Raw genomic sequence first — 25,043 nt, 5'->3', positions numbered from 1 at the left:
CGCTAGTCACCTCTTCACGAAGCAACAGGCCCTTCCCCGAACATGCACAGCATCAAGCGGTTCATACCCGCCTCTTTCGTCGTCCTTTGGGCGACCGGCTTCATCGGCGCGCGCTATGCCATGCCCTGGGCCGAGCCCTTCACCTTCCTCGCCGCGCGCTTCATCCTGGCCGCCATCCTGCTCGCAATTCTGACGATCGTGCTCGGCTCGAGGAGGGCGAGTCGAGCCGAGGCCTGCCATGCCGCGCTTGCCGGCGTGCTGATGCACGGCGTCTATCTCGGCGCCGTGTTCTGGGCGATCCACAGGGGCATGCCCGCCGGCTTTTCGGCGCTGATCGTCGGCCTGCAGCCGCTGATTACGGCGGTGCTTGCCGGCAAGTTCCTCGGCGAGGCGATCCTGCCGCGCCATTGGACGGGCCTCGCCGTCGGGCTCGTCGGCGTCGTCATCGTGCTGTGGCCGAAGCTCGGAGCCGTTGGCGGCGGCGTCACCGCCGCCACGCTGACCGCCTCACTGATCTCGGTGCTGGCCATGAGCGCCGGCACCGTCTGGCAGAAGCGCTTCGCCTCCGGCGGCGACCTGGTGACGGCGACGATGTGGCAGTATGTCGGCGGCGCCGCGCTGATGGCGCTCGCCTCGCTCGCCTTCGAGACGCGCATCGTCACCCTCAATGGCGAGCTGATCTTCGCCATGGCCTGGCTGGTGCTGGTGCTCTCGATCGGCGCCATCTTCCTGTTGATGGTGATGATCCGCGACGGCGAGATGTCGAAGGTCGCCTCGCTGTTCTACCTGGTCCCGGCGGTCACCGCGGTCATCGCCTGGGCGCTGTTCGGCGAGCATCTCAATCTGCTGCAGATCGTCGGCATGGCGATCGCCACGCTCGGCGTCGGCCTGGCGACCGCGCGGCGGCCAGGACATGATCCGGAACAGGCTCAACTGACGCGGGCGCGCGCCTCGAGATAGCGGCTGATCGCGGCATTGAGTTCGCCGCCGAGGATGAAGATCGCCGAGACGATGTAGAGGAAGACCACCGCGATCATGATCGAGGCAAGGCCGGCATAGGTCGTCACATAGGACGAGAAATGGTCGAGATAGGTGGCGAAGATGGTCGAGCCGATCAGCCATGCCGCGAGCGTGAAGATGATGCCCGGCACGATCGAAAGCAGGCGGCGCTTGCCCGCCGGCAGCCAAAAATGCACCGAGAACAGGCCGATGACGATGACCGTCGAGGCGATGACGTAACGCCATAGCGTGATCGTGCCCATATAGGGCCTGATCCAATCGAGATGGGCCTCGGCCAGCCGCGCCAAAAGCGGCGCGAACACCAGGAGCACGCTGATCGCCAGGAAGCAGGCGGTGGCGATCAGCACGAAGATGATGCTCTGCACGCGACGATAGATGATGCCGCGCGTTTCCGACACGCGATAGGCGCGGTTGAGCGAGGTGCGCAGCGCCTCGATGCCGTTCGAGGCGAAATAGGCGGCAAGCAGCACGCCGTAGGTCAAAAGGTCGGTGCGCCGCACGGTAAGCACGTTCAGCACCTCGCGCGCGATCGGCTTGGCGATCTGCTCCGGCCAGGTGTCAAAGACGAGGTGCACGGCGGTGTCGGCGAAGGCCTGCGCGCCGAGGAAGCTCGCCAGGGTCGTGGCGAAGATCAGAAACGGAAACAGCGCCATCAGCGAGGTAATCGCCAGATGGCTGGCCATCGCCCAGCCGTCATCGGTGTTGAAATGACCGATCGCGTCATAGAGCACGCGGCGCAGGGCGACGATCTTCCGCAACACGTACCGCGTTCCCTTCGATTGTCTCGACGCCGCGAATATGGGAAGTGAATGCGGCAAATGGCAACCCTAGGTCAAACCACGCCGTGAACGCGCCGCGCACCATCATCGTCACCGGCGCCTCTTCCGGCATCGGCGCCCATTGCGCGCGGGCGCTGAAGGCGGAAGGCTGGCGGGTGTTCGCGACGGCGCGCAAGCCGGCCGACATCGCCGCGCTCGAGGCCGACGGCATCGAGACCTTCTATCTCGACTATCGCGAGCCCGCCTCGATCGAGGCGCTGGTCGCCTCGGTGCTGGAGCGCACCGGCGGAGGGCTAGACGCGTTGTTCAACAACGGCGCCCACGCGCAGCCGGGCGCCGTCGAGGACCTGCCGGTTTCAGCGTTGAAGGAGCAGTTCGAGGCCAATCTCTTCGGCTGGCACGACCTCACCCGCCGCATCGTGCCGGTGATGCGCCGCCAGGGCCATGGCCGGCTCGTCCATTGCTCTTCGATCCTCGGCCTGACGCCGGTCCGCTTTCGCGGCGCCTATTCGGCCTCAAAGCATGCGCTGGAGGGCCTGATGCTGTGCCTGCACCAGGAGCTTGAGGGCAGCGGCATCCATGTCTCGCTGATCGAGCCGGGTCCGGTGACGTCGAAGATCGCCTCTAACGGGCTGTTCTGGTTCCTGAAGAACATCGACCACGAGCACTCCGTCCATCGCGCCGCCTATGAGGCGCAACTGGCGAGGCTGAGGGCCGGCGGCAGCGTCTCGCGCCTGAAACCGGGACCGGAAGTGGTTCACACCGCCTTGCGCCATGCGCTTCTGTCGCGGCGCCCGCGCCCACACTATGTGGTAACGGTGCCGGCAAGGATCGGCGTGGTCCTCAAACGCATATTGCCGGCGTCGATGCTCTACCGCCTGCTTGCCAAACGCGCCTGAACGGAACTGATTGGAAACAGACTATGGCAACCGTCTTCAATATCCTCGCCGTCCTCGTCATGCTCGCCGTGGTGTTCGTGCTGATCCGCGGCCTGATCAACATGTTGCGCGGCGGCTCCAGCATGACCTCCAACAAGCTGATGCAGGCGCGCGTGCTGTTGCAGTTCATCGCCTTGGTGCTGATCATGCTGGCGGTGTATTTCACCCGCAAGTGAGGGTATCGGTCGATCGAGCGGTTCAGCTTTTCATAGAATCGCCGACCCGCTCTATCTATTTGTTTTGACGCAATTCCGGACGGAAAACCGCTACGCACTTTTCCTGGAATTGCTCTCGGGAGGGCAGCGCTTGGTCAAGCTCAACAAGATCTACACCCGCACCGGCGATGACGGCACCACCGGCCTCGGCACCGGCGAGCGGCGGCTGAAATCCGACCTGCGCATCGACGCCTACGGCACGGTCGACGAGGCCAATGCCTGCATCGGCATGGCCCGCATCCACACCGTTGACGGCCATCCCTCGATCGACGCCATGCTGTCGCGTATCCAGAACGACCTTTTCGATCTCGGCGCCGATCTCGCCGTGCCGGATGACGGCAAGCCGCTCGCCTATGAGCCGTTGCGTATCGTCGCCTCGCAGACCGATCGCGTCGAGAAGGACATCGACCTCCTCAACAAGGAACTGCAGCCGCTCAAATCCTTCGTGCTGAACGGCGGCACGCCGGCGGCGGCCGCACTTCACCTTGCCCGCACGGTGGCGCGGCGGGCCGAGCGGATCATGGTGGCGCTGGCGCAGGACCCCGGCGAGCCGGTCAACCGCGAGGCGATCAAGTACATCAACCGCGTCTCCGACTTTCTGTTCGTCGCCGCCCGTGCGGTCAATGACAATGGAAAGGCCGACGTGTTATGGGTTCCCGGCAAGAACCGCTGACTCCACGTGGAAGCGGAAGGGCCAGGGTCTCATGTTCATCCCGCTATACGACACCAACAGGCTGCGTCACATCCACCTGCAATATGTGACGATCGGCCTGATCGTCGCCAACGTGCTCGTCTATTTCGCCACCACGCTCGGCGGCGAGGATTTCACCAATGCCGCGGTGCTCGGCCTCGGTTTCATCCCCTCCGTCGTCCATGACAGGGTCGAGCTTTCGCCCGAATTCGTCGTCATCCCGGAGAGCCTGAGCTACCTGACCTATTCCTTCCTGCACGCCGATATCTTCCATCTCGGCGGCAACATGCTGTTCCTGTGGGTGTTCGGCGACAATGTCGAGGATGCCCTCGGCCATATCCGCTATTTGATCTTCTACCTCGCCTGCGCCATTGCCGGCGCCTTCTTCCAAGGGTTGGTGGCCTGGGATTCGCAAGTGCCGCTGATCGGCGCCTCCGGCGCCATTGCCGGCGTCGTCGCCGCCTATCTGATCCTCTACCCAAGGGTGAAGGTCTGGGTGCTCGCCTTCGCCCGCATTCCCTTGCGCATCCCCGCCTTCATCCCGCTGATCCTGTGGATCGTCTTCCAGATCGTCATGTTCGCCGCCGGCGGTGAGGACCAGGTCTCCTGGGCCTGCCACATCGGCGGCATCATCGCCGGCTCCGTCCTGGTGCTGGTCCTGCGCAACCGTGGCGTGCCGCTGCTGGCCGGCGCGGACGGGGAACCCGAACCTGCGCCAGACGTCGAGCAGGCGCCCGTCCCGGCCGAACCAGCCGCCAGCGCTCCAGCTGCGGCGCAGCCCGCGCCACAGTGGGGTCGAGGAGCCGCTTCAAGCCAGGACTGAACCGATTTGAGTGCGTCGCGGATATTGACGCGCCCGATTCCCGCCACTACGGAAACGCCACCGCAACGGCGGATGAAGTCCAGAATTCCGTCTGGAATGTCGGCTTTCGACAACTCTGACCCGGTGCGCGCTGCTATAGCGCGCCCAAAATCTTGAAAGAGGTGACAGGAAAATGAAGATCCTTGTGCCCGTGAAGCGGGTTGTGGATGCCAACGTGAAGGTCCGGGTGAAGTCGGACGGTTCGGCGGTCGAGCTTGCCAATGTGAAGATGGCGATGAACCCGTTCGACGAGATCGCGGTCGAGGAAGCGATCCGGCTGAAGGAAGGCGGCAAGGCGGAAGAGATCATCGTCGTCTCGATCGGCCCGCAGCAGGCGCAGGAAACGCTGCGCACCGCGCTGGCCATGGGCGCCGACCGCGCCATCCTGGTCAAGACCGAAGAGCAGACCGAGCCGCTCGGCGTCGCCAAGGTGCTGAAGGGCGTGGTCGACGCCGAGCAGCCCGGCCTCGTCATCCTCGGCAAGCAGGCGATCGACGACGATAGCAACCAGACCGGCCAGATGCTGGCGGCGTTGCTCGGCTGGGCTCAGGGCACCTTCGCCTCCAAGGTCGAGCTCGCCGGCGATCATGCCAAGGTGACGCGCGAGGTCGATGGCGGCCTGCAGACGGTGGAGCTGAAGATGCCGGCGATCGTCACCGCCGACCTTCGCCTCAACCAGCCGCGCTATGCTTCGCTGCCCAACATCATGAAGGCCAAGAAGAAGCCGCTCGACGAGAAGAGCCCGGCCGATTACGGCGCCGACGTCAAGCCGCGCCTCAAGGTGATCAAGACCGAGGAACCCGGCGGCCGCAAGGCGGGCGTCAAGGTCAAGAGCGTCGCCGAGCTGGTCGAGAAGCTCAAGAACGAAGCCGGCGTGCTGTAAGCGATCGGGAAAGGAACACGACAATGGCTATTCTCCTAATCGCAGAACACGACAACGCCAGCCTTTCCGACCAGACCGCCAAGGCGCTGTCGGCGGCGCTGCAGATCGGTTCGGACGTGCATGTGCTGGTTGCCGGCAAGGGCGCCAAGGCTGCCGCCGACGCCGCCGCCAAGCTCAAGGGCGTCGGCAAGGTGCTGCTCGCCGAGGCCGACGAACTGTCCGAGCGCCTTGCCGAGCCGCTCGCCGCGCTCGTGGTTTCGCTCGCCGGTTCCTATGACACGATCATCGCGCCGGCGACCTCGGCGGGCAAGAACGTCGCGCCGCGCGTCGCCGCCCTGCTCGACGTCGCGCAGGTGTCCGAGATCATAGAAGTCGTCTCGTCCGACACCTTCAAGCGTCCGATCTATGCCGGCAACGCCATCCAGACGGTGCAGGCAACCGACGCCAAGAAGGTCATCACCGTGCGCACCGCCTCCTTCCAGGCGGCGCCCGAGGGCGGCTCGGCTTCGGTCGAGACGGTCAGCGCTGCGGCCAATCCGGGTCTGTCCTCCTTCGTCGAGAACAAGCTTTCCGAGACCGACCGTCCGGAACTGACCTCGGCCAAGATCATCATCTCGGGCGGCCGCGCGCTTGGTTCCTCGGAAAAGTTCCAGGAGGTCATCCTGCCGGTTGCCGACAAGCTCGGCGCCGCGGTTGGCGCTTCCCGCGCGGCGGTCGATGCCGGCTACGCGCCGAACGACTGGCAGGTCGGCCAGACCGGCAAGGTGGTCGCCCCCGACCTCTACATCGCCGTCGGCATTTCCGGCGCCATCCAGCACCTCGCCGGCATGAAGGATTCCAAGGTCATCGTCGCCATCAACAAGGACGAGGAGGCGCCGATCTTCCAGGTCGCCGACTACGGCCTCGTCGGCGATCTCTTCGTCATCCTGCCGGAACTGCAAAAGGCGCTTTGACGCTCTCTGCGGAAGCGTATTAAATTGTGAAGGGCGGGGTAGACGAAGTCGCCCCGCCCTTTTAGTTTGCACTGCACAAAAAGCAGGCCGCAAAGGCCTTTTTCGACGGGATCGCTGTTATGAGCAAGATCGAGACGATCGGCATCGTCGGCGCGGGGCAGATGGGTGGCGGCATCGCCCATGTCTCGGCGCTATCCGGCTACAAGGTGCTGATCTACGATATTTCGCCCGACCGCATCGAGAAGGGCATCGCCACCATCAGCGGCAACATGGCGCGCCAAGTCGGCTCCGGCAAGCTCGAGGAGAAGGCCCGCAACGAGGCGATGGGACGCATTTCGGCGGCCGCCGCGATGGCCGATCTGGCCGGCGCCGATCTGGTAATCGAGGCGGCCACCGAGGACGAGACGGTCAAGCGCAAGATCTACGCCCAGCTCTGCCCGCAGCTCAACCCCGAGGCGATCCTGGCGACGAACACCTCGTCGATCTCGATCACCCGGCTGGCCGCGCAGACCGACCGGCCCGAGCGCTTCATCGGCATACATTTCATGAACCCGGTTCCGGTGATGAAGCTGGTCGAGCTGGTGCGCGGCATCGCCACCGAGGACCAGACCTTCGAGGCCGCCAAGGCCTATGTCAGGCACCTCGACAAGACGGTGACCGTCTCCGAGGATTTCCCCGCCTTCATCGTCAACCGCATCCTGCTGCCGATGATCAACGAGGCGATCTACACGCTCTATGAGGGCGTCGGCACGGTTGACGCGATCGACACCGCCATGAAGCTCGGCGCCAACCATCCGATGGGGCCGCTGCAGCTGGCGGACTTCATCGGCCTGGATACGTGCCTGTCGATCATGCAGGTGCTGCATGAGGGCCTGTCGGATTCGAAATACCGCCCCTGCCCGCTGCTGGTGAAATATGTCGAGGCCGGCTGGCTCGGCCGCAAGACCGGCCGCGGCTTCTACGATTATCGCGGCGAGCATCCGGTCCCGACGCGCTAGGGCAATTCCAGGCCGCCGGATTGCCTGAAAGCCCGGCGCTCCTCAGGACGCCGCGGCGAACGGCTTGGGCGTTTCCGCCTGTCCATCTTGGGTTTCCTCGTCCGGCGCCATGGAAACGCAGCCTCGCCCGGCGGCCTTGGCGGCATAGCAGGCGGCGTCGGCCCGCGCGATGATCTCGTCCACCGCGCCGCAGCCGGGGCGGATCGGGGCGAGCCCGATGCTGGCGCCGATCGAATGCGGCCGGCCGTCCCAGGTGAAATTCAGGCCGCGGATCGCATCGATGATCGAGCGCGCCGCGATCTCGCCTCTGGCGGCCGAGCCTGACTTCAGGATGACGGCGAATTCGTCGCCGCCGAGGCGGGCGACGATATCATCGGGGCCGATCACGCGACGGATGGCATTGGCGACCTGCTTCAGCAGGGCGTCGCCGGCGGCGTGACCGCCGGTGTCGTTGACCTGCTTGAAATGATCGAGGTCGATGAACATGAACTGATGCTCGCCGTCGCCGGCGGATCCTGTCGCGCCGGCTTTGCCGCCGTGATCGACCATCTCCTCCATGACACGGATGAAATTGGAGCGGTTCGCAAGGCCGGTGAGCGCGTCATGCGCAGCCGCATGGGCGAGCTGGCGCTGCAGGGCGCGCGCATCGGTGAAATCCTGGAAGACGATGACAAGCCCGCCGAACTCGGCGCGCTCGTTCATGATCGGCGACACAACCTGCCGGATGCTGCAGCGCGTATCGTCGCGCCGGATAAGCACCGCGCGGCTGTTCTGGTCGGCGGGGCTCGGGCTGCTGGCCGAAGGCCGCGCCACGCCGATCCGCTGTCCGGTTTCCTCGTCGACGGCCCAGTAGACATGGCCGAGCGTCTTGCCGAGCGCCTCGCCGGCCGCGACGCCGGTCAGCTTTTCGGCGACCGGGTTCATGAAGGTGACGCGATTGGCCGCATCCGTGCAGATGACGGCGTCGCCGATCGACTGCAGCGTCACTTTCAGCCGTTCCTTTTCGTCGGCCAGCATCGCCGCTGAGACGATGAGCCGCGCTTCGGCCTCCTTGCGCTGGGTGATGTCGGTAAGGCTGCCGATGGCCCGGGTCAGCCGCCCATCGCCGTCACGCTCCAGGGCCTTGCCGCGGTCGAGGACCCATATCCAGTGGCCATCCTTGTGGCGCATGCGGTACTCGGCCTCGAAAAAGGGCGTCTCGCCGGCGAGATGAGCGCGATCGGCATCGGCCACGACCGAACGGTCATCCGGGTGGATCATCGTCAGCCAGCGATCGGGATCGCCGTCCAGCTCACCATCGGCATAACCGAGCAGCTTCACCCAGGTGGCGGAATAGGTGGTGCCGCCCTTGCGCAGATCGAAGTCCCAGACGCCCTGACCGGCGCTGGCCAGCGCGAAATTCCAGCGCGTTTCGGCCTCCGCGATGCGCGCCTCGGACTTCTTGCGGGCGTCGATGTCCTCGATCTGCGACACCAGGTAGAGCGGCCGGCCGCTGTCGGCGTCGCGGATCACCGAGCCGGCAAGTTGCGCCCAGACCGGTGTCCCGTCCTTCTTGAGGTACCGCTTTTCGAAGTGAAATGAATCGATCTTGCCTTCCTTCAGGCTCACCATGGTTTCCCGGCCGATCTGCAGGTCGTCCGGATGGGTGATCTGGAAAAAGGTCAGCGCCTCGATTTCCTCGCGGCTGTAGTCCCCCAGCATGGCGGCAAAAGCCGGATTGGTCTGCACGATGCGGCCGTCGAGCCCGACGATGGCGACGCCGATCGCCGAGTCCTCCATGGCGCGGCGGAAGCGCTGCTCGCTCTCGGCGATCTGGCGGCGGTCGTCGACGATCTGGCGGATGAAGAAGGCGGCAAGGAACAGCGACGCCGCGATCATGGCGTCCGATACCTGCAGGCTGAGCTTGAGCGTCTCGGCGCTTAGATCGAGGCGCGACGACAGCATCGAGGCCGCGGCGGCGACAAGGCCAACCGCCATCAGGATCAATGCCGCGTATCTGCCGGCCCGCGGGCCCTTCCAATTCCACCGCGTCACAACGCGTTCCACCCCAATGCGCAATTGCACGTCGATGCAACCCTCGCGGATCGATTTTAAGGAAAGGTTGCATGGGGGACGGAAGCGGCGATGCCAACCGGCAAACAATTGCCCGCATGATTAAGGATCGGTATGCGCCGCTACCAGCGTACGAAAAACCGGCCGCCAAGCGCGCCGAGACCGGTGAGGATGACGACCGCGAGCGTATACCAGGTGGCGACGAAAAGCGGCGAGTCGTCGAAGCAATGCGCGGCATAGAAGGTCGCTGAAATCCCGCCGGCGAGCAGGCCGGCGACCGCGCCCGCCAGCACCGGCCGCGTCGGGGCGCCATGGCGCAGCACCCAAAGAAAGACGGCGAGCGGCCCGAGGCCGATCAGCGGGATGAACGCCATGCAGATCATCATGTTGGAGCCGACCAGTCGCGTGCCCCATTCGGCGCGGGGCACCGCGAAAAGCTCGAGGATCACCGCCACGCCCACCAATGCCGGCGCGAGCGCCATCCAGGCCGTTGCCCTGGCCGTCGGCGCGCCGGGGCTCGACAGGGCCCTGATCAGGCCAAACGCGCTGACGCCGAGCGCGATGGTGAAGACGAATTTGGACAGGAAACGCATCGTGTGCATGGCGACCATCAGGTCCGGACGCGGGCCGATGGTCAGCCAGAACATGGCGGCCGCGACCACCGCCGCCACGGCGACGGCCATCCGCCAGGCGGAGCCGAGCGGCATCGCCTTGCTGCGGACGTCGGCGTCGAGCGCCTTGATGAGATCCTCGGTCCTCATGTCACTCCCGCCCGAAGCGTTTGGCGATGGCGGCAAGGCCGCGATGCAGCGACACCCTGACCGCCGTCTCCGTGATGCCGAACTTCGCCGCCGTCTCGCCGATCGAGCGGCCCTCGACCGACACCGACGAGACCACCGAACGCTGTGCCGGCGGCAGGCTCTCAAGCACGCGGTTGATGTCGCGTTCGCTCACCGTCTCCGTTTCCGGCTCGGCGAAGGTCTCGGCGATCTCGTCGATCTCGACCTCGATGCGCCGCCCGCGCCGCCGGAAGGCGTCGATCAGCTTGAAGCGCGCAATGGCGTAGATCCATGGCAGCACCGGCGCGTCCTGGCGCCAGGTATGCCGTTTGACGTGAATGGCCAGCAAGGTTTCCTGCACGACATCCTCGGGGTCGACCCCGCCCTGAACGATCTTGCGCCGGGCAAAGCCGCGCACGAGAGCGGCCGTCCGGGTCAGAAAGTCGGCGTAAGCCCTTTCGTCTCCCGCGATCGCGGCCTTGAGCAACCGGGAAAGCTCGGCCTCGTTGTTGCCGGTCACAAGAGTTTTCTCCCCCGATGTTCGCGCCTCGGCGCTGATTTGTTACGTGGCCGAAGAAATAATGTCCAAGCCAAAGTGCCGCAAAATCACGAAAGGTTGCGCCCCGGCGACCGAATGAAGCAGGCCTGCAATGTTGACTAGCTTAATCAGGTATTGGTAGGTGCAGCCGTGCCAACCAAGACCATCAGATCGAGGACGACGCCCATGAGATTTGCCCTTTCCACGCTTGCCGGCGCCACGGCGCTGGCGCTCGGCCTGCTTGCCGCTCCGGCGCTGGCGGAAGATGCCGGTATCGTCGTCTACAACGCCCAGCACGAGAGCCTGGCGAAGGAATGGGCCAAAGGCTTCACCAAGGAAACCGGCATCAAGGTGACGCTGCGCAATGGCGGCGACAGCGATTTCTCCAACCAGATCGTCGCCGAGGGCGCGGCCTCGCCGGCCGATGTGTTCCTGACCGAAAACTCGCCGGCCATGGCGCTCGTCGAGGCTGCCGGCCTGTTCGCGCCGGTCGATGCCGAGACGCTGGCGCAGGTGCCGCCGGAATACCAGCCGGCCACCGGCAAATGGGTCGGCGTCGCCGCCCGCAGCACGGTCTTTGCCTATGACAAGACCAAGCTCAAGGAAGACCAGCTGCCCAAGTCGCTGCTCGACCTTGCCGATCCGAGCTGGAAGGGCCGCTGGGCCGCGTCGCCTTCGGGCGCCGATTTCCAGGCCATCGTCAGCGCGCTGCTGCGGCTCAAGGGCGAGGCCGCCACGGCCGACTGGCTGAAGGCGATGAAGGAGAACTTCACTGCCTACAAGGGCAACAACACGGTGATGAAGGCGGTCAATGCCGGCGAGATCGAAGGCGGCGTGATCTACCATTATTACTACTTCGGCGATCAGGCCAAAACCGGCGAGAACAGCAAGAACATCGCGCTCCACTATTTCAAGAACCAGGATCCGGGCGCCTTCGTCTCGATCTCCGGCGGTGGCGTGCTGGCTTCGAGCAAGCATCCGAAGGAAGCCCAGGCGTTCCTGAAATGGGTGACCGGCAAGGGTGGCCAGGACGTGCTGAAGAACGGCACCTCCTTCGAATACGCGGTCGGCAAGGGCGCCGAGTCCAACCCCAAGCTGGTGCCGCTGGCCGACCTGCAGGCGCCGAAAGTCGATCCGACGACGCTGAACTCCAAGAAGGTGACCGACCTGATGACGGCAGCCGGCTTGCTTTAGTTCGCGTTCGTCCTAAAAGGGCAACCGACTGCGCTCCTGCGGGACTTCGCTTTCCGCGGGAGCGCTCTGTTTTAGAGATGGCATCGTCTATGACGACAAGCTGCGTTTCTGGCTGCGACAAGCGCACCTTCGGCCACCTTCGTCCGCGGGCCGAAGCGGCGCGGCATCGGGTCTGATGCAAGCGGCGGTCGACCTCACCCGATCAGGCCTGCCGGCCGCCGGACGCGCGCGGCAACGGCGCTCGGCGTCCTGGATCCTGCTCGCCGCCGCCTTGATCTCGCTGCTTGCGCTGCTGCCGCTGGCCTTCATCGTCTGGATCGCGGTACAGACCGGCTGGGAGACCGTCTCGGCGCTCATCTTCCGCGCACGTGTCGGCGACCTCCTGATCAACACCATCATGCTGGTGGCGCTGGCGGTTCCGATCTCCATCGTCCTTTCGGTGGCGCTGGCCTGGCTGACCGAGCGCAGCGACCTGCCCGGCGCCCGCCTGTGGGCATGGCTGTCGGTGGCGCCGCTCGCCATTCCGGCCTTCGTCCACTCCTATGCCTGGATCAGCCTGGTGCCGGGACTGCATGGCCTGTGGGCCGGCGTGCTGGTTTCCGTCATCGCCTATTTCCCGTTCCTCTATCTGCCCATCTCGGCCGCGTTGCGCCGGCTCGACCCCGCACTGGAAGACGCCGCCGCCGCGCTTGGGCTCGGTCCGTGGCGGGTCTTCGCGCGCGTCGTGCTGCCGCAGCTCAGACTGGCCATCTGCGGCGGTTCGCTGCTGGTCGGCCTGCATCTGCTGGCCGAATACGGCCTCTACGTCTTCATCCGCTTCGACACCTTCACCACGGCGATCGTCGACCAGTTCCAGTCGACCTTCAACGGGCCGGCCGCCAACATGCTGGCCGCCGTGCTGGTGACATGCTGCTTCGTGCTGCTCGGGCTTGAGGTTCTGGTGCGCGGCGAGGAGCGCTATGCCCGCGTCGGTTCGGGCGCCGCCCGCCAGCAGCAGCGCGCCAGCCTCGGCCGCGCCACGCTGCCTTGCCTGGCCCTGCCCGCCATCGCCGCGCTGCTTTCGCTGGGCGTGCCCTTCGTCACCATCGGCCGCTGGCTGATCGCCGGCGGCGCCGAGGTCTGGCGCCTCGACGAGATCGGCCTGGCGCTCGGCCAGACGCTTGTCCTGGCGCTCGCCGGCGCGCTGCTCGCCACCATCGCCGCCATGCCGATGGCCTGGATCTCGATCCGCGCGCCCGGGCCGTTGCAGCGCCTGCTCGAAGGCTGCAACTATATCGTCGGCTCACTGCCCGGCGTCGTCATCGCGCTGGCGCTGGTCACCATCACCGTGCGCATCGCCATGCCGCTCTACCAGACCCTGTTCACCATCCTCTTCGCCTATGCGCTGATGTTCCTGCCGCGCGCTTTGGTCAGCCTGAGGGCTTCGATCGCGCAGGCGCCCGTCGAACTGGAGCGGGCCGCATCGAGCCTCGGCCGGGCGCCGCTCAAGGCGCTGTGGTCGACGACCATCCGCCTGTCGGCGCCGGGCGCCGCGGCCGGCATGGCCATGGTGGCGCTCGGCATCATGAACGAACTGACCGCCACCCAGATGCTGGCGCCGAACGGCACCCGCACGTTGGCGATGGCATTCTGGTCCTACAGCGGCGAGATCGACTATGCCTCGGCCGCCCCTTACGCCTTCATCATGGTGGCGATGTCGCTGCCGCTGACCTGGCTGCTCTATGTCCAGTCGAAGAGGATGGCCGGACGATGAGCTTCCTCGAACTCAGCGGCGTGGCCAAGCACTACGGCCCGGTGGCGGCGCTGGCCGGCGTCGACCTCAGCGTCGCCAGCGGCAGCCGCACGGCGATCGTCGGGCCGTCCGGCTGCGGCAAGACCACCTTGCTCAGGCTTATCGCCGGTTTCGAGGCGCCGGACCGGGGCAAGATCGTGCTCGACGGTGAGGTGCTGGCCAATGGCGGCGCCGCCGTGCCGGCGCACCGGCGCGGCATCGGCGTGGTCGCCCAGGACGGGGCGTTGTTCCCGCACCTCACCATCGCCGACAATATCGGCTTCGGCCTGGCGCGAAACGCCGACAAACGCGCCGAGCAGATCGTCGAGCTCGCCTATATCGTAGGGCTGGACAAGGCGATCCTGAGGCGGCGTCCGCACGAGCTCTCCGGCGGCCAGCAGCAGCGCGTGGCGCTTGCCCGCGCCATGGCCATGAAGCCGCGCCTGATGCTGCTCGACGAACCGTTCTCGGCGCTCGACACCGGCTTGCGCGCCTCGATGCGCAAGGCGGTGGCCGAACTGCTGGAACTCGCCGGGATCACCACCATTCTGGTCACCCACGACCAGGCCGAGGCGCTGTCCTTCGCCAGCCAGGTGGCGGTGATGCGCGACGGCCTGTTCTCGCAGGTCGGCACGCCGCGCGAGCTCTATTTTCAGCCGAAGGACAGGATGGTCGCCGAGTTCCTCGGCGACGCCATCATCCTGCCGGCCAGGATCGCCGACGGCTTCGCCACCTCGCCGCTCGGCCGCATCGCCGTCGACACCGCCGAGCGCCGCGATGTCGCCCGCATCATGCTGAGGCCGGAACAGGTGATTTTGAAACGGACCTCGCGCGAAGGCATGTCGGGAACGCCGGACATGCTGTTCGGCGAGGTGACCGAATCAGAATTCGCCGGTTCGATGTGCACGATAGCGGTGCGGCTCCTGAACAGCCCCGATCCGCCCGACGCGGCGGCGATCGGCAACACGCCGCTGATCCTGCGCAAGCCCGGCATCGACGCGCCGGCGCTTGGCGAGATCGTGCGGCTGACCGTCTCCGGCAAGGCGCATGTCCTTGCCTGAAGCTTGCCGCGGTCGTTACCCTACGCGCTGACCGGTCGCCGGCGACCACAGCGGCCAGTTCTCCAGGAAGTCGCAGCTGTGCACGACGACGCGCGCGCCGTCGATCAGGATGATCGAGTAGGCGGGTGGTGCCTGCTCGACCTTCTCGTCGCCGACCAGGTCGAGCATGAAACGGGCATGCAGGCCACGCTGCGCGGAAAACGGAATGCCGGCGACCGTGCCGGCGATGTCGCGATGGACATGGCCGAAGAAGACGTAGCCGACATTGCCGTGCCGCATCAGCACGTCGAGCAGCCGATGCGGCTGTTCGAGCCCGAGCGGATCGAGCAGCTCGAGGCCAAGCTCGACGGGCGGATGGTGCAGGAAGACATAGGCCCGGCGGCCCGCAGCCTCGCCGAGCCTGGCATCCAGCCAGGCCAGCCGCCTGTCGCACAATTCGCCGGTGACGCGACCCTCGGCCAGGCTGTCGAGGAACAGCAGCGATGCCTCCGGCGTGTCGAAGACCGACTGCACGAAACCATTCTCGTCGGTTGGGTTTCCGGCAAAAGCCGCGACCAGGTTGGCGCGCCTGTCGTGATTGCCGGGCAGCAGCCGGTAGGGGACTGAAAGCCGAGCCAGGCCCGATTTGAGGTCGGCATAGCTCTGCGCCTCGCCGGATTCGGTCAGGTCGCCGGTGAAGACGCAAAGCGCCGCATCGCCGTGGTGGGCATTGATATGGTCGATGCAGCGGTCGAGCCGCTCGTGCAGGTCGGCGCCAAAGCGGATCTCCCCGCGCCGGCCGAGATGGACGTCGGTGACCTGGATGATTTTCATTGCGCGACCTTTCTTCGACACGACAGGGAGTTGCCTTGGCGTCCTCGCAGCCGAGCGAGCGCGTGATCAGAGCGCCGGCACCGGCATCGATGCCTTGAAGACGTCGAGGCGGCTTCCCGTCTCGGACGAGAAGAAATGCAGGTCGGCTTCGGAAAACTGCAGCCCGACGGCGCTGCCCGGCGCCGGATGGGCGGTCTCCGACGTCACCACCGAAAACGCCGCGCCGTCGAGATCGACATAGATGACCCGCCCGGCGCCGAGCTCCTCGACCAGATCGACGGTCGCGTCGAGCGCGCCCGGCGTTCCCGGCGCCACCAGGCGCACGGCCTCCGGCCGGATGCCCACCGCGATCTTGCTGCCGACCGGCAGGCCCGCGCGCGAGACGTTGAGCTTGCGGCTGCCGCCGAGCAGCGACAGGCCATCGAGCGTCACCTCGCCTTCCAGCATGTTCATCGCCGGCGCGCCGACGAAGGTGGCGACGAAGCGGCTCGCCGGGCGGCTGTAGACTTCCGCCGGCGTGCCGACCTGTTCGACACGGCCGCCATTCATCACCACCAGCCGGTCCGCCAGCGTCATCGCCTCGACCTGGTCGTGGGTGACGAAGACGGAGGTGGCGCTCAGCCGCCGGTGCAGCTTGCGGATTTCGGAACGCATCTGCACGCGCAGCTTGGCGTCGAGGTTGGAAAGCGGCTCGTCGAACAGGAAGACCTTGGGCTCGCGGATCATGGCCCGGCCCATGGCGACGCGCTGGCGCTGGCCGCCGGAGAGCGCCATCGGCTTGCGGTCGAGCAGGTGCTCCAGCTCCAGGATGCGGGCGACCGCCTGGATGCGCTGGGCGCGCTCGGCGACTGGGACACCCGCCACCTTCAGCGAATAGCCGATGTTCTGCGCAACGCTCATATGCGGATAGAGCGCGTAGTTCTGGAACACCATGGCGCAGCCGCGCTCGCGCGGCTCCAGCGTGTTGACCACCTTGCCGTCGATGGCGATCGTGCCGCCGGAGATTTCCTCCAGCCCGGCGATCATCCTGAGCAGCGTGGACTTGCCGCAGCCCGACGGGCCGAGGATGACGACGAATTCGCCGGACGCGATGTCGAGGTTGACGCCGTGCACGACCTGCATCTTGGCGTAGCTTTTCCTGACGTCGCGGATGGTGATGGAGGCCATCTTTGTCTCCTTACTTTTCTGTCGCGATGAGGCCGCGCACGAACCAGCGCTGCATGGCCACCACGACGACGAGCGGCGGCAGCATGACGATCAGCGTGCCGGCCATGGCGATGTTCCATTCGGGAATGCCGCCGACATTGGGAATGAGCTGCTTGAGTTCGGTCACCGCCGTGGCGTGGCTGGCATCCGTGGTGATCAGCAGCGGCCACAGATACTGGTTCCATGCCCACAGGAACATGATGGTGCCGAGCGCCGCCATGTTGTTGCGCGACAAGGGCAGCAGGATGTCGATGAAGAAGCGCAGCGCCCCGGCGCCGTCCATGCGCGCCGCCTCGGTCAGCTCATCGGGCACGGTCAGGAAGAATTGCCGGTAGAGGAACGTGCCGGTGGCGGTGGCGATCAGCGGCATGATCAGGCCGGTGTAGGAATTGAGCAGCCCGAGGCTGAGCGAGACCTGCACGCCCGATACCTTCTCGATCAGCCAACTCAGGCCCGTCACGTCGAGGATCGCCTGATAGGGCGACATGACGTTGGCGACCACGGCATAGGTCGGCACGATGCGCACTTCGAGCGGCAGCATCAACGTGACGAAGATCAGCCAGAAGATCAGCATGCGGCCGGGATAGCGGAAATAGACGATGGAAAAGGCCGTCAGCGCCGAGATGATCACCTTGCCGGCGGCGACGCCTGCGGCCATGACGAAGCTATTGAACAGCTTCGGCCCGAGGTCGGCCGTCGTCCAGGCTGTCTTGATGTTGACCCAGAACTCGCTGCCCGGCAGCAGCGACATCGGCACGTCGTTGACCTCTTTCAGACTATGCGAGGCGGCGATCGCCACGATCACGAACGGCGCCACGCAGAAAACGAAGCCGACGAACAATATCAGGTGAGTGAAGAAATTGAGGATCGGGGTGCGCTCGACCATGTCCGCCTCACCTGTAGTGCACGCGCCGCTCGATGAAGCGGAACTGGAAGATGGTGAGCACGATGATGAGCAGCATCAGGATGATGCTCTGCGCGGCGGCGCCGGAATAATCCAGGCCTTTGAAGCCGTCGGAATAGATCTTGTAGACCATCAGATTGGTCGAATTCGCCGGACCGCCCGCCGTCATGATGTCGACGATGCCGAAGGAGTCCTGGAAGCTCTCGGTGATGTTGATGACCAGCAGGAAAAAGATCGTCGGCGTGATCAGCGGGAACTGGATATCCCAGAACCGCCTGAGAACGCCGGAGCCGTCCATCGCCGCCGCCTCGATCAGCGAGCGCGGGATGGCCTGGAAAGCGGCGAGGAAGAAGATGAAATTGTAGCCGACATACTTCCACGAGAAGGCGGCGATGATCGATGCCATTGCATCGGTGCCGTCGAGGCCGGGATCCCAGAAGCCCGGCCAGACCTGGTTGACGACGGCCATGAAGCCGGCCTCCGGCGCCAGGATGAAGCGGAAGGCCATCGCCAGCGCCGGCGCGGCGATGCCGTAAGGCCAGATCAGCACGACGCGGTAGAGACGCGAGCCGGCGAGCTGCCGGTCGGTCAAGGCTGCCAGCACCAGGGCGATGACCATGGCAAGGCCGGTGCTGCACGCCGCGAAGACGAGGCTGGCGGTGATCGAGTTCCAATAGTCGGCGTTGGCGAGGATCGAGCGGAAATTGTCGAGCCCGACCCAGATGTTGCCGCCGCCCCACGGCTGCTGCAGCGTCAGCGACCAGTAGACCGCCTGGCCGGCGGGCCAATAGAAGAAGGTGAAGATCAGGAGCAACTGCGGCACCGCGAACAGGATGCCGATCGACCATCTTGAGAAAGTGACGCGTTTTTCCATCGATCCGCCGACGCCGTTGAACCGCCAGCCCGCTTTCCCGGGGTGAGACTAAGGCATGTCTGCCGAAAGTGGGACCCGGTTTCGGGACAAGGACATGCGTAAAATCAAAACTATGCGAAATGGCCGCCCGTCGTTTCCCGGCGGGCGGCCCATGGCGGTATCCGAGATCAGGGCAGCGTCTTGTCCGGATAGGTCTGCTGGAAGCGGTCGAGGATCGCGTCGCCGTTCTTGACCAGCGTGTCGATGCCCTCCTGGACGCTGACCTTGTTGGCGAAGATGGCCTGCATCTGGGTGCCGAACTCGGCGCGGATCTGGGTGAAATTGCCAAGCCGGATGCCGCGGGTGATCTCGGTCGGCTCGGACGCGGTCAGGCTGGCGATGGCGACCTCACGGCCCTTATAGGGCGCCTTGTCGTAGAAGCCCTGGGATTTCATATAGTCGAAGCCCGACTTGGTCACCGGGATGTAGCCGGTGTTGGTCGACCAGAACAAGGCCGTCTTGGGGTCGTGGATGAAGTTGAGGAAGGCGGCCGCGCCCTTGTATTCCGCATCCGACTTGCCCGAAAGAACCCAGAGCGAGGCGCCGCCGACCAGCGAATTCTTGCGCTCGGTGCCGGCATAGGCGGGAAGCTCGGCGACGTCCCACTTCATGCCTTCCTTCTGCGTCTTGCCGACCGTGCCGTGGTCGCCGACCGAGGTCATGATGACCTGGCAGGTACCGGACGCGAAGGCCTGCACCATGTCCTGGCCGAGGTCCTTCGACCTGATCTTGATCAGGCCGGCGTCATACCACTTCTTGAGATCGGTGACGTACTGGACGAACTTGGTCTTGTTCATCTCGAGACGGGCGTTGAGACCGTCATAGCCGTTATTCTTGGTCGCGATCGGCTGGTTGTGGATGGCCGAGAACTGCTCCATCAACTGCCAGCTTTCATTGGCGGAAATGTTGATCGCCATCGGGCAATCGTAGCCGGCGTCCTTCAGCGCCTTGAGGTCGGCGCCGACATCTTCCCAGGTCTTCGGCGCCTCGGTCTTGCCGATCTTGGCGAAAGCGTCCTTGTTCCAGTACATCAGCGGGGTCGAGGAATTGAACGGGAAGGACAGCATCTCGCCCTTCGACGTCGCGTAGTAGCGGGCAATGCCGGGGAAGTAGTCGCTGTAGTCGATCTTGTAGCCGTTCTCCTCCATCAGCTTGTCGGCGGGCTTGTAGGCGCCAGACAGCATCATCGTGGCGGTGCCGACGTCGTAGACCTGGACGAGGGTCGGCTGCTTGCCGGCGCGGAAGGCGGCGATGGTGTTCTGCAGCGTGGCGTCGTAATTGCCCTGGCTGGTGCAGACCACCTCGTAGTCCGCCTGCGAGGCGTTGAAGTTCTTGCACAGCGTGTCGACGACGCGCGCGAGGTCGCCCGAAAGGCCGAACCAGAAATCGAATTTGACGGGAGCAGCGGTGGCGGGCTGCGCCAGCGCGATGCCGAGAGCGCCGGCGGCAAGGGCGGCAAAGCCCTGCTTGATGATCGACATGGAATTCATTCCTCTTGAGTGGCTGATGACATCAGGCTTTGCGCAAGTCCCTTGGCCGCTCTCATAGAGAAGGTATGTGACAGTTCTGTTGTGCCTTTTCAGGCCCGTGTACAGCCCGTCCCTCTCCTCCTTCGACGGCCGCGCCGGTATGAACCTTCACGTCGGCGCCCTGGGTAGCTAGGGCGCCGCGGGGCGGCGTAAAGGCCCGGACGACGCAACTGATTATCCGGCTAAGATGGGGGAGCGAATGCCGGTCTCGCAGACGCTGGCGCTCGTCGGCGACCGGCCGGCGATGCGCGAGAGACGCCGGCACAACCAGCGACACGCGCGGTGGTTGCATGCGCAATAACCGATTCTTCAACCGTACCGCTCTAATCAATTTCATTGCTTGATTGTTGCGGGAAGATCAGGTGAAGCGCGATGTTGACTGTCTATAATTGTATCGTGCACGAGCACGATTTGAGACTGGTCGCGCTGGCAGCCCTTATTTGCGGCATTTCTTCCTTCTCGGCGGTCAATCTGCTTCGCCACGTCGACCGCTCGACCCACAGAAACCGCTATGCCTGGCTGATGATTGCCGCCACCTCGACCGGGTTCGGCATCTGGGCGACGCATTTCATCGCCATGATCGCCTTCTCGCCTGGAATACCCAACGCCTACAACACCGAACTCTCGGTGCTTTCGCTTGCCGCGGCCGTCCTGCTGACGGCCGCCGGCATGTGGATCGCCACCTTGCGCGGCGGCATCGACCACTACCTGGTCGGCGGCGCCGTGCTCGGCGCCGGCATCGGCACGATGCACTACACCGGCATGGCGGCGTTCGAGGTGCAGGGCCGGATCGTATGGGACCACCTGCTGGTCGGCATCTCGCTGGTCGCCGGCATCGCGCTTGCGGCGCTGTCGCTCTTCGTCGTGCTGCGCCGCCCCTCGACACTGGGGACGATCGGCGCCGCCGTGCTTTTGACGCTGGCGATCTGCACCTTGCACTTCATCGCCATGGGCGCCGTGTCGATCTATCCGGATAGCTCGATCGCGATCTCGCAGTATACGATCGAGCCGATGTCGCAGGCCTTCGCCGCCGCCGCCGCCAGCCTTGTCATCCTCGTGCTTTCGGCGGCGGCGCTGTGGATCGACCTGCGCTTCCGCCGCCATCAGGCCGAGGCCGAGCGCATGCATGGCCTGGCCAACGCGGCGGTCGAAGGCCTCATCGTCTGCGACGGCACCCGCATCGTCAGCGCCAACGACAGCATTGCGGCATTGTCCGGCATCGCATCGGCGACGCTCAATACCATGGTGCTTGGCGACCTCTTCGGCGAGCGCGCCGCCACCGCCATGGCGGAAGCCGATGGGCAGGCGCGGGAAACCGAGCTCAAGAGCCATGACGGAACAGCGATCCCCGTCGAGCTCATCGCCAGGACCATCGACTATTGCGGCAAGCCGCACGGCGTGGTCGCCGTGCGCGACATCCGCGAGCGCAAGAAGGCGGAGCAGGAGATCATCCGCCTCGCCCACTACGATCCGCTGACCGGGCTCGCCAACCGCCGCTCCTTCAACAGCCGGCTGGAGGCCGAGATCGCCGCGGCGGGCCGTGGCGGCAAGGGCGGACAGCTCGCGCTCATGCTCCTCGATCTCGACCGGTTCAAGGAGGTCAACGACCTCTTCGGCCATGCCGCCGGCGATGCGATGCTGCAGAAAGTGGCGCAATGCGCCTCGGCCAAACTTCGCCACGGACAGATGCTGGCCCGCCTCGGCGGTGACGAATTCGCCATCATCGCCCCGAACCTGCCGGATCCGCAGGCTGCCGGCCGCATCGCCGAGGCGGTGCTTTCGGCCATGCGCGAGGAGAACCGGTTGTCGCCCGGCGGCGGCCTGGTGTCGGCCAGCATCGGCATCGCGCTCTACCCGCTGGACGCCGACGAGCAGGCCTCGCTCGTCAGCCACGCCGACACCGCGCTCTACCGCGCCAAGGCGGAGGGCAAGGACACATATCGCTATTTCGAAGCCTCGATGGGCGCCGAGGCGCGCGACAGGCGGGTGATGGAGCACGACCTGCGCCAGGCGGTGGCGCGCGGCGAATTCCGCCTCGTCTACCAGCCGCAAAAGGAGATCAGTACCGGCAGGATGATCGGCTTCGAGGCGCTGCTCCGCTGGCACCATCCCGAGCATGGCGACATCTCGCCTGCCGTATTCATCCCGGTGGCCGAGGACAGCGGCGCCATCATCCAGATCGGCGAATGGGTACTTTCGGCCGCGTGCGAGGAAGCCGCCCGCTGGAAAAACCCGCTGATGGTCGCGGTCAATGTCTCGGCCGTACAGCTGCACAATCCGAACTTCAGCCGCAAGGTGCATGAGGTCCTGTTGCGGTCCGGCCTGGCGCCGGGCAGGCTCGAGCTCGAGATCACCGAGACGGCGCTGGTCAAGGACATGCCGCGCGCGCTGGCGGCCTTGCGGCAGATCAAGGCACTCGGCGTCCGTGTCGCCATGGACGATTTCGGCACCGGCTATTCCTCGCTCTCCAACCTGCGCGCCTTCCCCTTCGACAAGATCAAGATCGACGGATCCTTCATCAAGTCGGTCGACAGGAACGGCCAGGTCGCGGCCATCGTACGCGCCGTTCTCGGGCTCGGCCGCGGTCTCGGCCTGCCGGTGCTCGCCGAAGGCGTCGAGACGCTGGGCGAGCTCAAGTTCCTCGATGCCGAGGACTGCGAGATCGGCCAGGGCTTCTATCTTGGCAGGCCGGGCCCGATCGAGGCGTTCGGTGAGCTGACCGGCGTGCCTTCCGAGAAGGAGGACGACGGCGCCGGCAGGTCGCGCGGCGGCGGCAGCATCCTGATGCTGGAACCGGCGGCGGCCCTGCGCTCAGCTTGACGGGCCGAGCGCGGCTTCGACCAGCCGCCTGGCATCCGCTCCCGACCATTCGGCCGGGCCGTTCATATGCGCGATCAGGCAGCCCTCGCCGTCGATCAGCATGGTGACCGGCAGGCCGAGCGCCAGGCCGCGCGTCTTGACGTCGTTGAACAACGCCAGCGTCGGATCCCGGTAGTAGCCGAGCGTTGCGACGCCGATGTCGCTGAGGAACTTCTTCGGCTTGGTGTCGTCGCCGGTGTCGACATTGACCGCGACGACCTGGAAGCGGTCGCTGCCCATCTCCTTCTGCAGCGCGTCGAGTGCCGGCATTTCGGCGCGGCACGGCGCGCACCATGTCGCCCAGAGATTGAGCAGCAGCGTCTTGCCGGCGTGGTCGGCAACCGTCATCGGCTTGCCGTCGGGGCCGTTGAAGGCAAGGCTCTTCAGCGACTGCGGCGGATCGGCCGGCAACAGCGCCGCGACCTGGCCGGTAGCCTTGGCGGCGACCTGCTTGGCGCGCTCGGCCTTGGCCGCGCAGGCGGCATCGTCCTTGCCATCGGATGCCGCGACCTGCGTTGGAACGTTGTTGCCAGAAGCGCTCTCGCTGACATATACCGCCACCGCGCCAGCCAGCACGCCCGCCACCAGGGCGGCGAGGATCAGGCGCGGGGCCGGGAATAATCGACTGCGGTCTGCCATTTTCTTCAAAACTGCTCCGGAGCACGGGTTATAGCGATGAGCGACAAGAAGACCAGCAACCAGATGTGGGGCGGACGTTTTGCCTCGGGTCCGGCCGCGATCATGGAAGCGATCAACGCGTCGATCTCGTTCGACCGCAAACTCTACGCACAGGACATAAGAGGTTCGATCGCCCATAGCGAGATGTTGGCTGAAACGGGCATTATTTCGGCGGCCGATCAACAAAAGATCGCTGACGGGCTGAACACGATCCTGAAAGAGATCGAAGCCGGCACGTTCGAGTTCTCGACCAGGCTGGAAGACATCCACATGAACGTCGAGGCGCGCCTTGCCGATCTCATCGGGGCCGCTGCCGGCCGCCTGCACACCGCCCGTTCGCGCAACGACCAGGTAGCGGTGGATTTGAGGCTCTGGGTCAAGGACGAGTGCTTCCGTGTCGCCGAGGCGCTGAAGGGGCTGATCGCCGCCTTCCTGGAGCGCGCCGAGGAGCATGCGGCGACGGTGATGCCGGGCTTCACCCACATGCAGGCGGCGCAGCCGGTAACCTTCGGCCACCACTGCATGGCCTATGTCGAGATGTTTTCGCGCGACCTGTCGCGTGTCCGCGACGCCATCGAGCGCATGGACGAGAGCCCGCTCGGCGCGGCCGCGCTTGCCGGCACCAGCTTCGCCATCGACCGCCACCAGACGGCGAAGGCGCTTGGCTTCCGCGAGCCGATGCGCAATTCGCTCGACGGCGTTTCCGACCGCGACTTCGCGCTGGAGTTTCTCGCCATGGCCGCGATCTGCGCCACGCATCTGTCGCGGCTGGCCGAGGAGATCATCATCTGGTCGACGCCGCAATTCGGCTTCGTCCGGCTGTCGGACTCATTCTCTACCGGCTCCTCGATCATGCCGCAGAAGAAAAACCCCGACGCCGCCGAGCTGGTGCGCGGCAAGACCGGCCGCGTCAACGGCCATCTCGTCGGCCTTTTGACGGTGATGAAGGGCATGCCGCTGACCTACGGCAAGGACATGCAGGAAGACAAGGAATCGGTCTTCGACGCCGCCGAGACGCTCGACTTGATGCTGGCGGCGATGACCGGCATGGTGCGCGACATGACCGTCAACGCCGCCGCCATGAAGAAGGCCGCCGGCTCGGGCCACGCGATCGCGACCGACCTTGCCGACTGGCTGGTGCGCAATCTCGGCCTGCCCTTCCGCGAGGCGCATCACGTCACCGGCCGCGCCGTGGCGCTGGCCGAGGACAAGAAGGTCGGGCTGGAGAAGCTTTCGCTCGAGGATCTGCAGTCGATCCATCCCGGCATCACGCAGGGCATTTTCTCCGTGCTTGCCGTGCAGAACTCGGTGAAGAGCCGCACAAGCTTCGGCGGCACCGCGCCGTCCGAGGTGCGCAAGCAGATCCGCTACTGGAAAAAGCGCCTGGCCAAGGCGTGAGAGGCTGAT

At 65.5% G+C, this 25,043-nt stretch carries 23 protein-coding genes; 13 read left to right on the top strand and 10 right to left on the bottom strand.

Annotation, left to right across the window (positions count from 1 at the left end; translation table 11 throughout):
- Positions 1–42 precede the first annotated feature (42 nt).
- Positions 43–960 (top strand): DMT family transporter, encoded by a 918-nt coding sequence (locus EN857_RS28125; RefSeq protein WP_128346460.1) that lies wholly within the window; start codon positions 43–45, stop codon positions 958–960.
- Here EN857_RS28125 and EN857_RS28120 read toward each other — a convergent pair.
- The gene (locus EN857_RS28120) at positions 930–1,781 is read right to left on the bottom strand and encodes a YihY/virulence factor BrkB family protein (RefSeq protein ID WP_127284367.1); all 852 of its coding nucleotides are present in this window, start codon (positions 1,779–1,781) and stop codon (positions 930–932) included. The two genes, EN857_RS28125 and EN857_RS28120, sit on opposite strands and share 31 nt — an antisense overlap.
- 83 nt (positions 1,782–1,864) lie before the next feature.
- Between EN857_RS28120 and EN857_RS28115 the strand changes: the two genes are divergently transcribed.
- The 7 genes from EN857_RS28115 to EN857_RS28085 all read left to right on the top strand — a co-directional run bounded on the left by EN857_RS28115 (position 1,865) and on the right by EN857_RS28085 (position 7,339).
- Positions 1,865–2,698 (top strand): SDR family oxidoreductase, encoded by an 834-nt coding sequence (locus tag EN857_RS28115; RefSeq protein ID WP_127284366.1) that lies wholly within the window; start codon positions 1,865–1,867, stop codon positions 2,696–2,698.
- 23 nt (positions 2,699–2,721) lie between these two features.
- Positions 2,722–2,913: a twin transmembrane helix small protein gene (locus EN857_RS28110; RefSeq protein ID WP_126058117.1), complete on the top strand. Its 192-nt coding sequence runs from the start codon at positions 2,722–2,724 to the stop codon at positions 2,911–2,913.
- Between the two features lie 130 nt (positions 2,914–3,043).
- Positions 3,044–3,625: a cob(I)yrinic acid a,c-diamide adenosyltransferase gene (locus EN857_RS28105; protein ID WP_127393212.1), complete on the top strand. Its 582-nt coding sequence runs from the start codon at positions 3,044–3,046 to the stop codon at positions 3,623–3,625.
- A gap of 31 nt (positions 3,626–3,656) precedes the next feature.
- Positions 3,657–4,466 carry a rhomboid family intramembrane serine protease gene (locus EN857_RS28100; protein ID WP_127393211.1) on the top strand — a complete coding sequence of 270 codons (810 nt, stop codon included), beginning with the start codon at positions 3,657–3,659 and terminating at the stop codon, positions 4,464–4,466.
- Between the two features lie 172 nt (positions 4,467–4,638).
- Positions 4,639–5,388 carry an electron transfer flavoprotein subunit beta/FixA family protein gene (locus tag EN857_RS28095; RefSeq protein ID WP_127393210.1) on the top strand — a complete coding sequence of 250 codons (750 nt, stop codon included), beginning with the start codon at positions 4,639–4,641 and terminating at the stop codon, positions 5,386–5,388.
- A gap of 23 nt (positions 5,389–5,411) precedes the next feature.
- Positions 5,412–6,341, top strand: coding sequence for an electron transfer flavoprotein subunit alpha/FixB family protein (locus EN857_RS28090; protein WP_127393209.1), 930 nt, complete (start codon positions 5,412–5,414; stop codon positions 6,339–6,341).
- Positions 6,342–6,460: 119 nt separating this feature from the next.
- Positions 6,461–7,339, top strand: a complete 879-nt coding sequence (locus EN857_RS28085) for a 3-hydroxybutyryl-CoA dehydrogenase (protein WP_127284361.1) — start codon at positions 6,461–6,463, stop codon at positions 7,337–7,339.
- A gap of 42 nt (positions 7,340–7,381) precedes the next feature.
- On the opposite strand, the gene EN857_RS28080 is transcribed toward EN857_RS28085, so the two are convergent.
- The 3 genes from EN857_RS28080 to EN857_RS28070 all read right to left on the bottom strand — a co-directional run bounded on the left by EN857_RS28080 (position 7,382) and on the right by EN857_RS28070 (position 10,690).
- Complete coding sequence (locus EN857_RS28080) at positions 7,382–9,373, bottom strand: PAS domain S-box protein (RefSeq protein ID WP_245511352.1); 1,992 nt, start codon at positions 9,371–9,373, stop codon at positions 7,382–7,384.
- Between the two features lie 140 nt (positions 9,374–9,513).
- A complete protein-coding gene (locus tag EN857_RS28075) occupies positions 9,514–10,152 on the bottom strand; it encodes an NrsF family protein (protein WP_127392319.1) in 639 nt (212 codons plus the stop codon).
- A 1-nt stretch (position 10,153) separates the two neighbouring features.
- The gene (locus EN857_RS28070) at positions 10,154–10,690 is read right to left on the bottom strand and encodes a sigma-70 family RNA polymerase sigma factor (RefSeq protein ID WP_127284440.1); all 537 of its coding nucleotides are present in this window, start codon (positions 10,688–10,690) and stop codon (positions 10,154–10,156) included.
- A 204-nt stretch (positions 10,691–10,894) separates the two neighbouring features.
- On the opposite strand from EN857_RS28070, the gene EN857_RS28065 reads away from it, so the two are divergent.
- The 3 genes from EN857_RS28065 (at position 10,895) to EN857_RS28055 (ending at position 14,734) form a co-directional block, all read left to right on the top strand.
- Complete coding sequence (locus EN857_RS28065; RefSeq protein WP_127392320.1) at positions 10,895–11,902, top strand: iron ABC transporter substrate-binding protein; 1,008 nt, start codon at positions 10,895–10,897, stop codon at positions 11,900–11,902.
- A gap of 175 nt (positions 11,903–12,077) precedes the next feature.
- Entirely contained in the window at positions 12,078–13,655 is a 1,578-nt protein-coding gene (locus EN857_RS28060) for an iron ABC transporter permease (protein ID WP_187331472.1), read from the top strand.
- Positions 13,652–14,734 carry an ABC transporter ATP-binding protein gene (locus EN857_RS28055; protein WP_127392322.1) on the top strand — a complete coding sequence of 361 codons (1,083 nt, stop codon included), beginning with the start codon at positions 13,652–13,654 and terminating at the stop codon, positions 14,732–14,734. Before EN857_RS28060 ends, EN857_RS28055 begins: the two co-directional genes overlap by 4 nt.
- A 15-nt stretch (positions 14,735–14,749) precedes the next feature.
- Here EN857_RS28055 and EN857_RS28050 read toward each other — a convergent pair whose 3' ends face one another.
- The 5 genes from EN857_RS28050 to EN857_RS28030 all read right to left on the bottom strand — a co-directional run bounded on the left by EN857_RS28050 (position 14,750) and on the right by EN857_RS28030 (position 20,051).
- Positions 14,750–15,547, bottom strand: a complete 798-nt coding sequence (locus tag EN857_RS28050; protein ID WP_127284444.1) for a phosphodiesterase — start codon at positions 15,545–15,547, stop codon at positions 14,750–14,752.
- Positions 15,548–15,613: 66 nt separating this feature from the next.
- Positions 15,614–16,714: a sn-glycerol-3-phosphate import ATP-binding protein UgpC gene (locus EN857_RS28045; RefSeq protein WP_127392323.1), complete on the bottom strand. Its 1,101-nt coding sequence runs from the start codon at positions 16,712–16,714 to the stop codon at positions 15,614–15,616.
- A 10-nt stretch (positions 16,715–16,724) separates the two neighbouring features.
- Positions 16,725–17,639 (bottom strand): ABC transporter permease subunit, encoded by a 915-nt coding sequence (locus EN857_RS28040; protein WP_127284446.1) that lies wholly within the window; start codon positions 17,637–17,639, stop codon positions 16,725–16,727.
- A 7-nt stretch (positions 17,640–17,646) separates the two neighbouring features.
- Positions 17,647–18,531, bottom strand: coding sequence for a sugar ABC transporter permease (locus tag EN857_RS28035; protein WP_127284447.1), 885 nt, complete (start codon positions 18,529–18,531; stop codon positions 17,647–17,649).
- 167 nt (positions 18,532–18,698) lie between these two features.
- Positions 18,699–20,051, bottom strand: a complete 1,353-nt coding sequence (locus EN857_RS28030) for an extracellular solute-binding protein (protein ID WP_135859406.1) — start codon at positions 20,049–20,051, stop codon at positions 18,699–18,701.
- Positions 20,052–20,471: 420 nt separating this feature from the next.
- On the opposite strand from EN857_RS28030, the gene EN857_RS28025 reads away from it, so the two are divergent.
- Positions 20,472–22,919, top strand: a complete 2,448-nt coding sequence (locus EN857_RS28025) for an EAL domain-containing protein (protein ID WP_127391824.1) — start codon at positions 20,472–20,474, stop codon at positions 22,917–22,919.
- Here the strand turns inward: EN857_RS28025 and EN857_RS28020 are convergent.
- Positions 22,911–23,597: a TlpA disulfide reductase family protein gene (locus EN857_RS28020; protein WP_127391825.1), complete on the bottom strand. Its 687-nt coding sequence runs from the start codon at positions 23,595–23,597 to the stop codon at positions 22,911–22,913. The genes EN857_RS28025 and EN857_RS28020 overlap by 9 nt on opposite strands.
- Before the next feature lie 36 nt (positions 23,598–23,633).
- Here EN857_RS28020 and argH point away from each other — a divergent pair, with 36 nt between their 5' ends.
- Entirely contained in the window at positions 23,634–25,034 is a 1,401-nt protein-coding gene (argH, locus tag EN857_RS28015; RefSeq protein ID WP_135859405.1) for an argininosuccinate lyase, read from the top strand.
- Positions 25,035–25,043: the final 9 nt, after the last annotated feature.

This window comes from Mesorhizobium sp. M4B.F.Ca.ET.214.01.1.1 (genome assembly GCF_004791545.1).
In the GTDB taxonomy this organism is placed as follows: Bacteria; Pseudomonadota; Alphaproteobacteria; order Rhizobiales; family Rhizobiaceae; genus Mesorhizobium; species Mesorhizobium abyssinicae.
The sequence above is the reverse complement of the archived record's forward strand: the minus strand, read 5'-3'. Positions and strand labels throughout refer to the sequence as shown.

What these genes read in the sequence shown, in the direction of transcription:
- EN857_RS28035 (WP_127284447.1), bottom strand. Translation starts at nt 18,531, where the DNA reads ATGGAAAAACGCGTCACTTTCTCAAGATGGTCGATCGGCATCCTGTTC.
- EN857_RS28075 (WP_127392319.1), bottom strand. Translation starts at nt 10,152, where the DNA reads ATGAGGACCGAGGATCTCATCAAGGCGCTCGACGCCGACGTCCGCAGC.
- EN857_RS28125 (WP_128346460.1), top strand. Translation starts at nt 43, where the DNA reads ATGCACAGCATCAAGCGGTTCATACCCGCCTCTTTCGTCGTCCTTTGG.
- EN857_RS28110 (WP_126058117.1), top strand. Translation starts at nt 2,722, where the DNA reads ATGGCAACCGTCTTCAATATCCTCGCCGTCCTCGTCATGCTCGCCGTG.
- EN857_RS28020 (WP_127391825.1), bottom strand. Translation starts at nt 23,597, where the DNA reads ATGGCAGACCGCAGTCGATTATTCCCGGCCCCGCGCCTGATCCTCGCC.
- EN857_RS28090 (WP_127393209.1), top strand. Translation starts at nt 5,412, where the DNA reads ATGGCTATTCTCCTAATCGCAGAACACGACAACGCCAGCCTTTCCGAC.
- EN857_RS28065 (WP_127392320.1), top strand. Translation starts at nt 10,895, where the DNA reads ATGAGATTTGCCCTTTCCACGCTTGCCGGCGCCACGGCGCTGGCGCTC.
- EN857_RS28060 (WP_187331472.1), top strand. Translation starts at nt 12,078, where the DNA reads ATGCAAGCGGCGGTCGACCTCACCCGATCAGGCCTGCCGGCCGCCGGA.
- EN857_RS28085 (WP_127284361.1), top strand. Translation starts at nt 6,461, where the DNA reads ATGAGCAAGATCGAGACGATCGGCATCGTCGGCGCGGGGCAGATGGGT.
- EN857_RS28040 (WP_127284446.1), bottom strand. Translation starts at nt 17,639, where the DNA reads ATGGTCGAGCGCACCCCGATCCTCAATTTCTTCACTCACCTGATATTG.
- EN857_RS28025 (WP_127391824.1), top strand. Translation starts at nt 20,472, where the DNA reads ATGTTGACTGTCTATAATTGTATCGTGCACGAGCACGATTTGAGACTG.
- EN857_RS28100 (WP_127393211.1), top strand. Translation starts at nt 3,657, where the DNA reads ATGTTCATCCCGCTATACGACACCAACAGGCTGCGTCACATCCACCTG.
- EN857_RS28030 (WP_135859406.1), bottom strand. Translation starts at nt 20,051, where the DNA reads ATGTCGATCATCAAGCAGGGCTTTGCCGCCCTTGCCGCCGGCGCTCTC.
- EN857_RS28045 (WP_127392323.1), bottom strand. Translation starts at nt 16,714, where the DNA reads ATGGCCTCCATCACCATCCGCGACGTCAGGAAAAGCTACGCCAAGATG.
- EN857_RS28095 (WP_127393210.1), top strand. Translation starts at nt 4,639, where the DNA reads ATGAAGATCCTTGTGCCCGTGAAGCGGGTTGTGGATGCCAACGTGAAG.
- EN857_RS28055 (WP_127392322.1), top strand. Translation starts at nt 13,652, where the DNA reads ATGAGCTTCCTCGAACTCAGCGGCGTGGCCAAGCACTACGGCCCGGTG.
- EN857_RS28050 (WP_127284444.1), bottom strand. Translation starts at nt 15,547, where the DNA reads ATGAAAATCATCCAGGTCACCGACGTCCATCTCGGCCGGCGCGGGGAG.
- argH (WP_135859405.1), top strand. Translation starts at nt 23,634, where the DNA reads ATGAGCGACAAGAAGACCAGCAACCAGATGTGGGGCGGACGTTTTGCC.